This window comes from Streptomyces sp. NPDC059695 (genome assembly GCF_042733785.1).
Classification (GTDB): Bacteria; Actinomycetota; Actinomycetes; order Streptomycetales; family Streptomycetaceae; genus Streptomyces.
Map to the genome: position 1 here is coordinate 51,197 of NZ_JBHWFF010000034.1, position 12,957 is coordinate 64,153.

The window sequence follows — 12,957 nt, forward strand, 5'->3', positions numbered from 1 at the left end:
GGGTGTCACCCCGCCACGCGCGCCAGGAAGTCCCGTACCGCGTCCTTCACTTCCTTCGCCGTCCACTCCAGACCGGGTTCCGTCACCGTCAGCTCCGTCACCGCGACCCCCGGCGGGCCGCCCGCGGCCGGGGTGAACCAGCGGCGGAAGAACGCCGCGCCGGTCTCCTCGGTCTGGGCGAGGGCCGCCGCCGTCAGGACGTCGGGGTCGTACGGCAGCCAGACCTGGAACTGGTGGGTGTGCGGGGTCTCCGGGTGGATCCGGGACCAGCCGGTGCCCGCCTCCGCGAACGCCTCCCGGATCGCGTCGGCCACCACGCGCGCGTGCGCCACGTACGAGGGCAGCCGGGGCAGCTCGACGTCCAGGCCCCGGAGCGCGGACAGCGCCGCCGGGTAGTTCTGGAAGACCAGGCCGCCGTACCGGTGGCGCCAGACCCTGGCCTCCTCCATGACGTCCTCGGGCCCGGCGAGCGCGGCCCCGGACATGCCGCCCAGGGACTTGTAGAAGGACACGTACACGCTGTCGGCGAGCTCCGCGATCTCCGGGAGCACCCGGCCGAAACGGGTCGTGCACTCCCACAGCCGGGCGCCGTCGAAGTGGACCACCGCGTCCCGTTCGCGGGCCGCCGCCACCACCTCGGTCAGCTCCTCCCAGGTCGGCAGCACGAAGCCGGCGTCCCGCAGCGGCAGCTCCAGCATCAGCGTCCCGAAGGGCTCGGGGTGGTCCCGTACCTCCTCGGCGGTCGGCAGCCGGGGCGCGCCGGTCGGGTGGACGGTGCGGAGCCCGGAGACGGCCCCGAGCGCCCCGCCCTCGTGGACCTCGGGGTGGGCGAGCGGGTGGAGGGCGACGACGGGGCTGCCGGTGCGCCCGGCCCAGCACCGCAGCGCCACCTGCTGGGCCATGGTGCCGGTCGGGAAGAACACGGCGGCGGGGAGGCCGAGCTCCTCGGCGACGCGCCGTTCCAGCACCTCCACGAGCCCGTTGCCGTACGTGTCGAGCGCGGCCTCCTCGTGTCCCGCGGCCTCCGCCCACGCGGCCAGCTCCCGCAGCCGCGGACCGACCGCGCCGTCCACCGAGGTGTCCCACAGTCTCCGCTCGGCGCCGCCCCACACCTTGGCCCGGTGGAGCCGGGCCGCTTCCTCGTCCACAGGAGTCTCCGCAGGAGTCACAGGATTCATGGGCCGATCATCACACCACCGCCCACACCCTGTGGACAGGCCACGGAGCGCCGCGAAACGCTGGCGTAGCATGACCAGAAATCGTCCGGTACCCGCCGAGGACTGGAACGGAAGGCCGTCCCCACCGTGAACGCACCAGCAGCGCCAGAGCCCAGAGCGTCGGAGCCCCGGGCCGAGGACCGACCCGCCCGGCTCACCGTCGGAGTCGTCGGCGCCGGCCGCGTGGGCCCCGCCCTCGCCGCCGCGCTCCGGCTCGCCGGGCACCGCCCCGTCGCCGTCTCGGCGGTCTCCGACGCCTCCCGGCGCCGCGCCGCGGAGCTCCTGCCCGGCGTCCCGGTCGTCGAGCCCGCCCGCGTCCTCGCGCTCTCCGACCTGGTCCTCCTGACCGTGCCGGACGACGCGCTGCCGGGCCTGGTCGAGGGCCTCGCCGACACCGGAGCCGTACGGCCCGGGCAGCTGCTCGTGCACACCTCCGGGCGGTACGGGGCGCGGGTCCTCGATCCCGCCCGCCGGGCCGGCGCCCTGCCGCTCGCCCTGCACCCCGCGATGACCTTCACCGGCACCGCCGTCGACGTCCAGCGGCTCGCCGGCTGCTCCTTCGGGGTGACCGCGCCCGAGGAGCTGCGGCTCGCCGCCGAGGCGCTCGTGATCGAGATGGGCGGCGAGCCCGAGTGGATCGCCGAGGAGGCCCGGCCGCTCTACCACGCGGCCCTGGCCCTCGGCGCGAACCACCTGGTCACCCTCGTGGCCCAGTCGATGGAGCTGCTCCACAAGGCCGGGGTCGCCGCCCCCGACCGCATGCTGGGCCCGCTCCTGGGCGCCGCCCTGGACAACGCCCTGCGGTCCGGGGACGCGGCCCTCACCGGACCCGTCGCGCGCGGTGACGCCGGCACGGTCGCCGCCCACGTCGCCGAGCTGCGCAAGCACGCGCCCGGCACCGTCGCCGGGTATCTGGCGATGGCCCGCACCACCGCCGACCGGGCGCTCGCGCACGGCCTGCTCAAGCCCGAGCTGGCCGAGGACCTCCTCGGCGTGCTCGCCGAGCAGCCGACCGGCGCCGCCCACCCCGCCGACCCCGCCGACGGGCCGCAAGGAGAAGACCGATGAGCCTGTTCGCCCGTGACCGCGCCGACGCCGGCCGGAACGTCGGGCGCCGGCCCGCCGACCTCCTCCCCACGGGCGAGGACCTCGCGGACGCGGTCGCCCACCGGGGCGCGCCCGGCCGCAACGCCGTGGTCATGACCATGGGCGCGCTCCACGAGGGGCACGCCACCCTGATCCGGGCCGCACGCGAGCGCGTGGGCGACGAGGGGTTCGTCGTCGTCACCGTCTTCGTCAACCCGCTGCAGTTCGGCGCCGGCGAGGACCTCGACCGCTACCCCCGCACCCTCGACGCCGACCTGGCGCTGGCCGCCGAGGCCGGTGCGGACGCCGTCTTCGCGCCCTCGGCCGACGAGGTCTACCCGGGCGGCGAGCCCCAGGTCCGGATCACCGCGGGACCCATGGGCGAGCGCCTCGAAGGCGCCTCCCGGCCCGGCCACTTCGACGGCATGCTGACCGTCGTCGCCAAGCTGCTCCACCTCACCGCGCCCGACCTGGCCTTCTTCGGCCAGAAGGACGCCCAGCAGCTGGCCCTGATCCGCCGCATGGCCCGCGACCTGAACTTTCCCGTCGAGATCGTCGGCGTGGAGACCGTCCGCGAGAGCGACGGCCTGGCCCTGTCCAGCCGCAACCGCTACCTGTCGGAGGGGGAGCGGCGGACCGCCCTGGCGCTGTCCCGCGCGCTGTTCGCGGCCCGTGAGCGGCTCGCCGCCCAGGAGGCGCTGCGCGCGCGTGCCGCCTCGCTGCCCGGCGCCCAGGGCCGGGCCGAGAACCGCGCCGAGGCCCTGTCCCGGCTCGGTGAGGCCCGCGCCGCCGCCGACGCCCACGCGGTCGCGCAGGCCGCCGAGGGCGGCTGCGCCGACGCCGTGCGGGCCGCGGCCCGCGCCGTCCTGGACGAGGCGGCCCGGTCCGAGCCGCCCCTCACCCTCGACTACCTGGCCCTCGTGGACCCGGCCGACTTCACCGAGGTCGCCGACGGCCACGACGGCGAGGCGATCCTCGCCGTCGCCGCGCGCGTGGGGAGCACGCGGCTCATCGACAACATCCCCCTGACCTTCGGAGCCACCAAGTGACCGGAATACGGCTGCACGCGCCCGCGCCGGGCTGGGACATCGACGCCGATGTCGTCGTGGTCGGCTCAGGGGTCGCCGGCCTCACCGCCGCCCTCCGCTGCACCGCCGCCGGGCTCCGTACGGTGGTCGTCACCAAGGCCCGCCTCGACGACGGCTCCACCCGCTGGGCCCAGGGCGGCATCGCCGCCGCGCTCGGCGAGGGCGACACCCCCGAGCAGCACCTCGACGACACCCTCGTCGCCGGTGCGGGGCTCTGCGACGAGCGGGCCGTGCGGGCCCTGGTCACGGAGGGACCCGACGCCGTCCGCCGCCTGATCTCCACGGGCGCCGACTTCGACAAGACCTCCGACGGCGAGATCGCGCTGACCCGGGAGGGCGGCCACCACCGCCGCCGGATCGCCCACGCGGGCGGGGACGCGACCGGCGCCGAGATCTCCCGCGCGCTGGTCGAGGCGATACGGGACCGGGGCGTCCGCTTCATCGAGCACGCCCTCGTCCTGGACCTCCTGACGGACGCCGAGGGCCGCACGGCCGGTGTGACCCTGCACGTCATGGGCGAGGGGCAGCACGACGGCGTCGGCGCCGTCCACGCGCCCGCGGTGGTCCTGGCCACCGGCGGCATGGGCCAGGTCTTCTCCGCCACCACCAACCCGGCCGTCTCCACCGGCGACGGCGTCGCGCTCGCGCTGCGCGCCGGCGCCGAGGTCTCCGACCTGGAGTTCGTCCAGTTCCACCCCACGGTGCTCTTCCTCGGGGCCGGCGCCGAGGGCCAGCAGCCGCTGGTCTCCGAGGCGGTACGCGGCGAGGGCGCCCACCTGGTCGACGGCGACGGCGTCCGCTTCATGCTCGGGCAGCACGAGCTGGCCGAGCTCGCGCCCCGGGACATCGTCGCCAAGGCGATCACGCGCCGGATGCTGGAGCAGTCCACCGACCACATGTTCCTCGACGGCCGTCACTTCGGCGCCGAGATGTGGGCGGAGCGCTTCCCGACGATCCTGGCCGCCTGCCGCTCCCACGGCATCGACCCGGTGACGGAGCCGATCCCGGTCGCCCCCGCCGCCCACTACGCCTCCGGCGGCGTCCGTACGGACCTGCGCGGCCGGACCACCGTGCCGGGCCTGTACGCGTGCGGGGAGGTCGCCTGCACGGGCGTCCACGGCGCGAACCGCCTCGCCTCGAACTCGCTCCTGGAGGGCCTGGTCTTCGCCGAGCGGATCGCCGAGGAGATCACGGCGGCGGCCCCGCGCGCGGCGGGCGCCCCGGTGCCGCCCCCGGCCCCGGTGACCCTGCCGCTGCCCGTGGCCGGAGCCCGGACCCGTATCCAGCGGATCATGACGGCCGGTGCGGGCGTGCTCCGCTCGGAGGCCAGCCTGCGGGAGGCCGCCGAGGCCCTCGAAGCGCTGCACAGCGACGCCGTGGCGGGCGGCGACGACGACACCAAGGCGGCCGAGCCGGGCGTGGAATCCTGGGAGACCACGAACCTGCTGTGCGTCGCCCGGGTCCTGGTCGCGGCGGCCCGCCGCCGCGAGGAGACCCGCGGCTGCCACTGGCGCGAGGACCACCCCGAGCGGGACGACGCCGACTGGCGCAAGCACCTCGTCGTCCACCTCACCCAGGCGCGGACCCTGGAGGTCCGCATCACCGACACCTTCGACTTTCCCCCCACCCTCGACGCCCCCAGGGAGCCGTAAGTGAGCACGCCCGAGGAAGCCCGTCCCGAGCCCGTGGACGTCCCTCTCATCCAGATCAACACGGTCTCCTCCGACGAGACCGGCGGCTGCGGCGACGGCTGCGGCTGCGGCGGCGGCGAGGAGTTCGAGTGCGGTCTCGACCCCGCCCTCGCCCAGCTGCTCGCCGACGCCGGGCTCGACCCCGTCCAGGTCGAGGACATCGCCCACCTGGCGATCGCCGAGGACCTCGACGGCGGGGTCGACGTCACCACCGTGGCGACCGTCCCCGAGGACGCCGTCGCCACCGCCGACTTCACCGCCCGCGAGGCCGGTGTCGTGGCCGGCCTGCGGGTCGCCGAGGCCGTCCTGTCGATCGTCTGCACGGACGAGTTCGAGGTCGAGCGGCACGTCGAGGACGGCGAGCGCGTCGAGGCCGGACAGGTGCTCCTCAGCGTCACCGCCCGCACCCGCGACCTGCTCACCGGCGAGCGCAGCGCGCTCAACATCCTGTGCCGCCTCTCCGGCATCGCCACCGCCACGCGCGCGTGGGCGGACGTCCTGGAGGGCACGAAGGCGAAGGTCCGCGACACCCGCAAGACGACGCCGGGCCTGCGCGCCCTGGAGAAGTACGCGGTCCGCTGCGGCGGCGGCGTCAACCACCGCATGTCGCTCTCCGACGCGGCCCTGGTGAAGGACAACCACGTGGTGGCGGCCGGCGGCGTCGCCGAGGCCTTCAAGGCCGTCCGCGAGCTCTTCCCCGAGGTGCCGATCGAGGTCGAGGTCGACACGATGCACCAGGTCCGCGAGGTCCTGGACGCGGGCGCCGACCTGATCCTGCTCGACAACTTCACCCCGATCGAGACCGAGGAGGCCGTCGCCCTGGTCGCCGGCCGGGCGGTCCTGGAGTCCTCGGGCCGGCTGACCCTGGAGAACGCGGCGGCGTACGCCTCCACCGGCGTCGACTACCTGGCGGTCGGGGGCCTCACCCACTCCTCCCCGATCCTCGACATCGGCCTCGACCTGCGCGAGGTGCGCTCCTGATGCTGCTCACCATCGACGTCGGCAACACGCACACGGTGCTCGGTCTCTTCGACGGCGAGGAGATCGTCGAGCACTGGCGGATCTCCACGGACCCGAGCCGCACCGCCGACGAGATGGCGGTCCTGCTCCAGGGCCTCATGGGCATGCACCCGCTGCTCGGCGTCGAGCTGAGCGACGGCATCGAGGGGATCGCCATCTGCGCGACGGTCCCCTCGGTGCTGCACGAGCTGCGCGAGGTCACCCGCCGGTACTACGGGGACGTGCCGGCGGTCCTCGTGGAGCCCGGCGTGAAGACCGGCGTGCCGATCCTCACGGACAACCCCAAGGAGGTCGGCGCCGACCGCATCATCAACGCGGTCGCGGCCGTCGAGCTGTACGGCGGTCCGGCGATCGTCGTGGACTTCGGTACGGCGACGACGTACGACGCGATCACCGCGCGCGGCGAGTACGCGGGCGGGGCGATCGCGCCGGGCATCGAGATCTCGGTCGAGGCCCTGGGCGTCCGGGGCGCCATGCTCCGCAAGATCGAGCTGGCCCGCCCGCGCAGCGTCATCGGCAAGAACACGGTCGAGGCCATGCAGTCGGGCATCGTCTTCGGTTACGCCGGTCAGGTCGACGGCGTGGTGGCCCGGATGAAGCGGGAACTGGTCGGGCCGAAGGGCGACCCCTCCGACGTGACGGTGATCGCGACCGGCGGCCTGGCGCCGATGGTCCTCGCCGACTCGAAGGAGATAGACGAGCACGAGCCCTGGCTGACCCTGATCGGCCTGCGCCTGGTCTACGAGCGGAACGTGTCCCGCATGTAGGGACGGCGCCTCCACCGAGGGGAGGGGCGCTCCCCACCGCCGCGGGAGGGATGATCGTCACGGCGCGCCGAGATGATCGCTAAGGGGAAATTGTCCGATTAGCGCGTATCGTCGGCCCATGCCCACGCCATACGGATCCCGCGGCGGCATGGCGTTCAGCGCGGACGAGCTGCGTGTGCTCCGCCGTGCCCTTGCCATCGCCCTCCACCCCGCCCCCCTCCAGGACGAGGACGTCCAGGACTGCCTGCGCCTGGCCGAGTCCGTGGACGAGGCGGTGCACGAGGCGGGCCGGCTGCGCGCCTTCCTCCTCGACGATCTCGCCCGCTACCGCGAGGCGCTCCCCGGGTCCCTCAGCGGCTACCTGGAGCTCCTGCGGGACGCGCTGGCCGCCGGGTACGACCCCGCCGCCGACGACCTCGCCGCCCTGCGCGCCCTGCGCCGCAACCCGGCCGCCGCCGCGCTGCTCGCCCGCTGCCAGGTCCTCGCCGAGCGCTCCGTGCGCGCGCGCCTGGCCCGGGTCTCCCAGGCCACCGCCCCGCCCGCCGCCCTCGCGCCCTCCCGGGCCCGGCTGCTCGCCCTTCCCGGCGGGCGCGCGGCGGCCGACGAGCCCAAGCCGACCCCGCCGGCCCCGGCCGAGCGCCCGGTGCCGAAACCCTCCGAGGTCTTCCCGCCACGCCGACGTCCCGTTCCCCCGCCCCCGCCCGAGGAGCGGGTCGCCGGCTAGCTACTCTGGACGGCATGGACTACGTATCCGCGCTCCTGCCCCCCGTCGTGATGGCCGCGTTCTTCATCGCCCTCGTCACCGTGATCGTCAAGAGCCAGGGCGGCCCGAACAAGGCCAAGGAGGACGCGGTCGTGGACGCCGCCCTCGCCCGCGCCGAGGCCGCCCGCCAGGCGGACGGCTCCTGAGGATCCAGGGTTCGTCCAGCAGTTCCGAGGGTGTGCGACCGCTTCCGGTCGTGCACCCTTTTTGTCTTGCCTGAGCGGCAATAGCCGTTTATTGCCCTTTCTCCCACTAGGGTGGCAGGGTGCCCCGCCCCCTGGGAGAACTCGAAGACGCGGTCATGACGCGCGTCTGGCAATGGAACCGCCCGGTCACCGTGCGGGAAGTCCTGGAGGACCTTCAGCAGGAACGGTCCATCGCCTACACCACGGTCATGACCGTCATGGACAATCTCCATCAGAAGGGCTGGGTCCGCAGGGAGGTGGAAGGCCGCGCCTATCGATATACGGCGGTCTCCACCCGCGCCGCCTACTCCGCCGCGCTGATGAACGCGGCCTGGGCGCAGAGCGACAACCCCGCCGCCGCACTCGTCGCCTTCTTCGGCATGATGTCGCCGGAACAGCGCGAGTCGCTGAACGACGCCATCCGGATCGTGCAGCGGGACAACCCGCTCGCCGCCGCCCCGCGCGAGGGCGAGGGTGACGAAGGGGCGCCCCGCCCCTAGCGATAGCGTCCCCCCATGTCGACCTCCGCCAAAGCCGTCACCGTACGCCGGGCACGCACCAGCGACGTGGCCGCGGTCCGCCGTCTCGTCGAGCCTTTCGTGCAGCGCGGCATCCTGCTCGACAAGGCGACCGTGACCCTTTACGAGTCCATCCAGGAGTTCTGGGTCGCGGAACGCGACGAGGACGCCACCGTCGTCGCCTGCGGCGCACTCCACGTGATGTGGGAAGACCTCGCCGAAGTCCGCACTCTCGCCGTCGATCCCGACTTCAAGGGAGCCGGCGTCGGACATCAGGTGCTGGACAAGTTGTTGCACACCGCCCGATGGCTCGGGGTGCGGCGGGTATTCTGCCTGACCTTCGAAGTCGACTTCTTCGCGAAGCACGGCTTCGTCGAGATCGGCGAGACCCCGGTCGACGGAGATGTCTACAGCGAGCTCCTGCGTTCCTATGACGAGGGAGTCGCCGAGTTCCTCGGTCTCGAACGAGTGAAGCCGAACACCTTGGGCAACAGCCGGATGCTTCTGCACCTGTGACGCGGAAGCCCGGGACTCCTCTCGCGGAACCCTATGTCCGAATCGCGCACGTTTCCCGCGTTCCCGGGGTTCTGAACCTCTCCCAGGGGTTTGTGTTTTTCCGGGAAAAGCGGTTTCCTTTCCGCGTACTGCATTTTCGATGAAAGGAAATCCGGTGGCACAGAAGGTTCAGGTCCTTCTTGTCGACGACCTCGACGGCGTCGAGGCGGACGAGACCGTGACGTTCGCGCTGGACGGCAAGACCTACGAGATCGACCTCACCACCGCCAACGCGGAAAAGCTCCGTGGCCTGCTCGAGCCGTACACCACGAGTGGCCGTCGCACCGGCGGCCGCACCACCGCCGGCCGCGGCAAGGGCCGCGCCGTGGCGACGGGCAGCCAGGACACCGCGAAGATCCGCGCGTGGGCCAAGGAGAACGGCATGAACGTCAACGACCGCGGTCGCGTTCCCGCCGACATCAAGGCCGCCTACGAGGACGCGAACCGCTGAGGCGACCGCTGCTGAGCCGCCCCGCGGGTACGGGCACTCAGCAGCCGCACCCGATGGCACTCCGCAGCGGCGGCGGCCACGAGACGCACCAGGCAGGGGGCGCCCGCAACGCCCCACGGCGCGGAGCGCAGTGCCGGCAGCGAGGACTCGACCTCGCGACCCGGCACGGGCGCCCGCAGCCACACCGCGGCGCCCGGCGCGCCGGATCCGCCCCACCCCGGGGGAAGGGGTGCGGTCATCCGGCCGTCGGCACCGAGGGCAGCGAGATCCAGCGAGATCCCGCCCCACTCCAGCCAGTCGAGCAGGCCGGGCAGCTCCTCCGCGCTCCCCGCGGCGACGAGCAGCCCCATCCGGCGCCCCACCAGGGCCACCGGCCCCGTGGCCGCGCCCATCCGGCGCAGCACGCCCCGGCCCGCCGCGACGGGCACCTCCAGGACGTCGAAGCGCAGCCCCGTGGCGAGACCCACCGGCGGGCCCGTGACGGTGGTCCAGCCGAGCCTGTCCTCGTACCACCGCGCGATCCCTCCGTCGGACGGCGTGCGGGGCTGCGGGACGGTGAGGGCCATGCCGGGGGAACTCCCGCGGAGGCGCGTTGGTTACGCCCGCGGTGACACACGGTCCCCGGACGAACGCGCAAGGTGTCCGGGATGGGGCGTACGCGTGCATTCGGCAGCGCAAGGGTGTTCGCTGGTAGCGGAGGGAACCGGGGTGCGCCGCATGGAGTGTCCGTGCTTACGGGTAAGACATTCCTAGTGGAGAGGGGCGACTCGCAGGCTTCGGCGTCTCACGTTCGCCATCGGCGTACTGAAGGCGCGGCTAACTACTTGGCCTGCGGGAACATCGTCTCGCACCATCGGGTTGGAGCATTTGTCGGCTGTTCGGCAGCAGGTCTCCCCGCTGAAGAGGGGGTGATCCGGACGGATGTCGGCAGTTGGAATGAGCGGTCCCCGCTTGCGGGACTAAGCTGCGGAAGGACAGGGAGGGGATCGACCCCTAACTGACTGACCGCTCTGAGGAGCGATTAACGATGTTCGAGAGGTTCACCGACCGCGCGCGGCGGGTTGTCGTCCTGGCTCAGGAAGAAGCCCGGATGCTCAACCACAACTACATCGGCACCGAGCACATCCTTCTGGGCCTTATCCACGAGGGTGAGGGTGTCGCCGCTAAGGCCCTGGAGAGCCTCGGGATTTCGCTCGAGGCGGTCCGCCAGCAGGTTGAGGAGATCATCGGGCAGGGGCAGCAGGCCCCGTCCGGCCACATCCCCTTCACCCCGCGTGCCAAGAAGGTCCTGGAGCTCTCGCTCCGTGAGGCCCTCCAGCTCGGCCACAACTACATCGGCACCGAGCACATCCTGCTCGGCCTGATCCGCGAGGGCGAGGGCGTCGCCGCCCAGGTCCTCGTGAAGCTGGGCGCCGACCTCAACCGGGTGCGGCAGCAGGTCATCCAGCTGCTCTCCGGCTACCAGGGCAAGGAAGCCGCCACGGCCGGCGGTCCTGCCGAGGGCACCCCCTCGACGTCCCTGGTCCTCGACCAGTTCGGCCGGAACCTCACCCAGGCGGCCCGCGAATCCAAGCTCGACCCGGTCATCGGGCGCGAGAAGGAGATCGAGCGGGTCATGCAGGTGCTGTCCCGCCGCACCAAGAACAACCCGGTCCTCATCGGCGAGCCCGGCGTCGGCAAGACCGCCGTCGTCGAGGGCCTGGCGCAGGCCATCGTCAAGGGCGAGGTGCCCGAGACCCTCAAGGACAAGCACCTCTACACCCTCGACCTCGGCGCGCTGGTCGCCGGCTCCCGCTACCGCGGTGACTTCGAGGAGCGCCTGAAGAAGGTCCTCAAGGAGATCCGCACCCGCGGCGACATCATCCTGTTCATCGACGAGCTCCACACCCTCGTGGGTGCGGGCGCCGCCGAGGGCGCGATCGACGCCGCCAGCATCCTCAAGCCGATGCTGGCCCGCGGTGAGCTCCAGACCATCGGTGCCACCACGCTCGACGAGTACCGGAAGTACCTGGAGAAGGACGCGGCCCTCGAGCGCCGCTTCCAGCCCATCCAGGTCGCCGAGCCGTCGCTGCCGCACACCATCGAGATCCTCAAGGGTCTGCGCGACCGGTACGAGGCCCACCACCGGGTCTCCATCACCGACGAGGCCCTCGTCCAGGCCGCGACCCTGGCCGACCGGTACATCTCGGACCGCTTCCTCCCGGACAAGGCGATCGACCTGATCGACGAGGCCGGCTCCCGGATGCGCATCCGCCGGATGACCGCGCCGCCGGACCTCCGCGAGTTCGACGAGAAGATCGCCGGCGTCCGCCGCGACAAGGAGTCCGCGATCGACTCGCAGGACTTCGAGAAGGCCGCCTCGCTCCGCGACAAGGAGAAGCAGCTCCTCGCCGCGAAGGCCAAGCGGGAGAAGGAGTGGAAGGCCGGCGACATGGACGTCGTCGCCGAGGTCGACGGCGAGCTGATCGCCGAGGTCCTCGCGACCGCCACCGGCATCCCGGTCTTCAAGCTGACCGAGGAGGAGTCCTCGCGCCTGCTCCGCATGGAGGACGAGCTCCACAAGCGCGTCATCGGCCAGAAGGACGCCGTCATCGGCCTCTCGCGGGCCATCCGCCGGACCCGTGCGGGTCTGAAGGACCCGAAGCGCCCCGGTGGCTCGTTCATCTTCGCCGGTCCGTCCGGTGTCGGTAAGACCGAGCTTTCGAAGGCGCTCGCCGAATTCCTCTTCGGCGACGAGGACGCGATGATCTCCCTCGACATGTCGGAGTTCAGCGAGAAGCACACGGTTTCCCGCCTCTTCGGCTCGCCGCCCGGATACGTCGGCTACGAAGAGGGCGGCCAGCTCACCGAGAAGGTGCGCCGCAAGCCGTTCTCCGTCGTCCTCTTCGACGAGGTCGAGAAGGCCCACCCCGATATCTTCAATTCCCTTCTCCAGATCCTGGAGGACGGTCGCCTGACCGACTCCCAGGGCCGGGTCGTGGACTTCAAGAACACGGTCATCATCATGACGACCAACCTCGGGACCAGGGACATCTCGAAGGGCTTCAACCTGGGCTTCGCCGCCCAGGGCGACACGAAGTCCAACTACGAGCGGATGAAGGCGAAGGTCAGCGACGAGCTGAAGCAGCACTTCCGCCCGGAGTTCCTCAACCGTGTGGACGACATCATCGTCTTCCCGCAGCTGACGCAGGAGGACATCCTCCAGATCGTCGACCTGATGATCGGCCGCGTCGACGAGCGCCTGAAGGACCGGGACATGGGCATCGAGCTCTCCCAGTCCGCGAAGGAGCTGCTCGCCAAGAAGGGTTACGACCCGGTGATGGGCGCCCGGCCGCTGCGCCGGACGATCCAGCGCGAGATCGAGGACACGCTCTCGGAGAAGATCCTCTTCGGCGAGCTGCGCCCCGGTCACATCGTGGTCGTGGACACGGAGGGCGAGGGCGACGAGCGCACGTTCACCTTCCGCGGCGAGGAGAAGACGGCCCTGCCGGACGCCCCGCCGATCGAGGCGACGGGCGGCACGGGCCCGAACCTGTCGAAGGACGCGTAAGGCGTAGCGCCTGAGCAGAGGGGCGGGGGCCGGGGCGCGAGGTGTGGGGGGGGGGGGGGTTTAAAA

13 protein-coding genes are annotated in these 12,957 nt (G+C 72.4%); 11 read left to right on the forward strand and 2 right to left on the reverse strand.

All coding sequences use genetic code 11. From position 1 onward, the window contains the following. Positions 1 to 5: 5 nt before the first annotated feature. Positions 6 to 1,178, reverse strand: coding sequence for a threonine aldolase family protein (locus ACFV2S_RS31310; RefSeq protein WP_385566673.1), 1,173 nt, complete (start codon positions 1,176 to 1,178; stop codon positions 6 to 8). Positions 1,179 to 1,304: 126 nt separating this feature from the next. Between ACFV2S_RS31310 and ACFV2S_RS31315 the strand changes: the two genes are divergently transcribed. The 10 genes from ACFV2S_RS31315 (at position 1,305) to ACFV2S_RS31360 (ending at position 9,341) form a co-directional block, all read left to right on the forward strand. After that, a complete protein-coding gene (locus ACFV2S_RS31315) occupies positions 1,305 to 2,285 on the forward strand; it encodes a Rossmann-like and DUF2520 domain-containing protein (protein ID WP_385566678.1) in 981 nt (326 codons plus the stop codon). Beyond that, positions 2,282 to 3,352 (forward strand): pantoate--beta-alanine ligase, encoded by a 1,071-nt coding sequence (gene panC, locus ACFV2S_RS31320; protein ID WP_385566682.1) that lies wholly within the window; start codon positions 2,282 to 2,284, stop codon positions 3,350 to 3,352. The genes ACFV2S_RS31315 and panC overlap by 4 nt, the downstream gene beginning before the upstream one ends. Then, the gene (locus ACFV2S_RS31325) at positions 3,349 to 5,043 is read left to right on the forward strand and encodes an L-aspartate oxidase (RefSeq protein WP_385566687.1); all 1,695 of its coding nucleotides are present in this window, start codon (positions 3,349 to 3,351) and stop codon (positions 5,041 to 5,043) included. The genes panC and ACFV2S_RS31325 overlap by 4 nt, the downstream gene beginning before the upstream one ends. Then, positions 5,044 to 6,063 (forward strand): carboxylating nicotinate-nucleotide diphosphorylase, encoded by a 1,020-nt coding sequence (nadC, locus tag ACFV2S_RS31330; RefSeq protein WP_385566691.1) that lies wholly within the window; start codon positions 5,044 to 5,046, stop codon positions 6,061 to 6,063. It abuts the gene before it with no gap. After that, on the forward strand, positions 6,063 to 6,869 hold the full coding sequence (locus tag ACFV2S_RS31335) for a type III pantothenate kinase (RefSeq protein ID WP_329854665.1): 807 nt from the start codon (positions 6,063 to 6,065) through the stop codon (positions 6,867 to 6,869). Before nadC ends, ACFV2S_RS31335 begins: the two co-directional genes overlap by 1 nt. A 148-nt stretch (positions 6,870 to 7,017) precedes the next feature. Next, on the forward strand, positions 7,018 to 7,593 hold the full coding sequence (locus tag ACFV2S_RS31340) for a hypothetical protein (protein ID WP_385566720.1): 576 nt from the start codon (positions 7,018 to 7,020) through the stop codon (positions 7,591 to 7,593). A 14-nt stretch (positions 7,594 to 7,607) separates the two neighbouring features. Next, positions 7,608 to 7,778: a hypothetical protein gene (locus tag ACFV2S_RS31345; RefSeq protein WP_181924602.1), complete on the forward strand. Its 171-nt coding sequence runs from the start codon at positions 7,608 to 7,610 to the stop codon at positions 7,776 to 7,778. Between the two features lie 119 nt (positions 7,779 to 7,897). Then, the gene (locus tag ACFV2S_RS31350; RefSeq protein ID WP_383796924.1) at positions 7,898 to 8,317 is read left to right on the forward strand and encodes a BlaI/MecI/CopY family transcriptional regulator; all 420 of its coding nucleotides are present in this window, start codon (positions 7,898 to 7,900) and stop codon (positions 8,315 to 8,317) included. Positions 8,318 to 8,332: 15 nt separating this feature from the next. Further along, complete coding sequence (locus ACFV2S_RS31355) at positions 8,333 to 8,851, forward strand: amino-acid N-acetyltransferase (RefSeq protein ID WP_385566702.1); 519 nt, start codon at positions 8,333 to 8,335, stop codon at positions 8,849 to 8,851. Between the two features lie 154 nt (positions 8,852 to 9,005). Continuing rightward, the gene (locus tag ACFV2S_RS31360; protein WP_382869545.1) at positions 9,006 to 9,341 is read left to right on the forward strand and encodes an Lsr2 family protein; all 336 of its coding nucleotides are present in this window, start codon (positions 9,006 to 9,008) and stop codon (positions 9,339 to 9,341) included. Here the strand turns inward: ACFV2S_RS31360 and ACFV2S_RS31365 are convergent. Further along, positions 9,320 to 9,907, reverse strand: a complete 588-nt coding sequence (locus ACFV2S_RS31365; protein ID WP_385566708.1) for an SCO3374 family protein — start codon at positions 9,905 to 9,907, stop codon at positions 9,320 to 9,322. The genes ACFV2S_RS31360 and ACFV2S_RS31365 overlap by 22 nt on opposite strands. A gap of 461 nt (positions 9,908 to 10,368) precedes the next feature. Between ACFV2S_RS31365 and ACFV2S_RS31370 the strand changes: the two genes are divergently transcribed. Then, on the forward strand, positions 10,369 to 12,891 hold the full coding sequence (locus ACFV2S_RS31370) for an ATP-dependent Clp protease ATP-binding subunit (RefSeq protein WP_383796927.1): 2,523 nt from the start codon (positions 10,369 to 10,371) through the stop codon (positions 12,889 to 12,891). Positions 12,892 to 12,957 lie beyond the last annotated feature (66 nt).

Coding starts and splice junctions, on each gene's coding strand:
- ACFV2S_RS31335 (WP_329854665.1), top strand. CDS start 6,063: ATGCTGCTCACCATCGACGTCGGCAACACGCACACGGTGCTCGGTCTC.
- ACFV2S_RS31345 (WP_181924602.1), top strand. CDS start 7,608: ATGGACTACGTATCCGCGCTCCTGCCCCCCGTCGTGATGGCCGCGTTC.
- ACFV2S_RS31365 (WP_385566708.1), bottom strand. CDS start 9,907: ATGGCCCTCACCGTCCCGCAGCCCCGCACGCCGTCCGACGGAGGGATC.
- ACFV2S_RS31355 (WP_385566702.1), top strand. CDS start 8,333: ATGTCGACCTCCGCCAAAGCCGTCACCGTACGCCGGGCACGCACCAGC.
- ACFV2S_RS31340 (WP_385566720.1), top strand. CDS start 7,018: ATGGCGTTCAGCGCGGACGAGCTGCGTGTGCTCCGCCGTGCCCTTGCC.
- ACFV2S_RS31370 (WP_383796927.1), top strand. CDS start 10,369: ATGTTCGAGAGGTTCACCGACCGCGCGCGGCGGGTTGTCGTCCTGGCT.
- panC (WP_385566682.1), top strand. CDS start 2,282: ATGAGCCTGTTCGCCCGTGACCGCGCCGACGCCGGCCGGAACGTCGGG.
- ACFV2S_RS31310 (WP_385566673.1), bottom strand. CDS start 1,178: ATGAATCCTGTGACTCCTGCGGAGACTCCTGTGGACGAGGAAGCGGCC.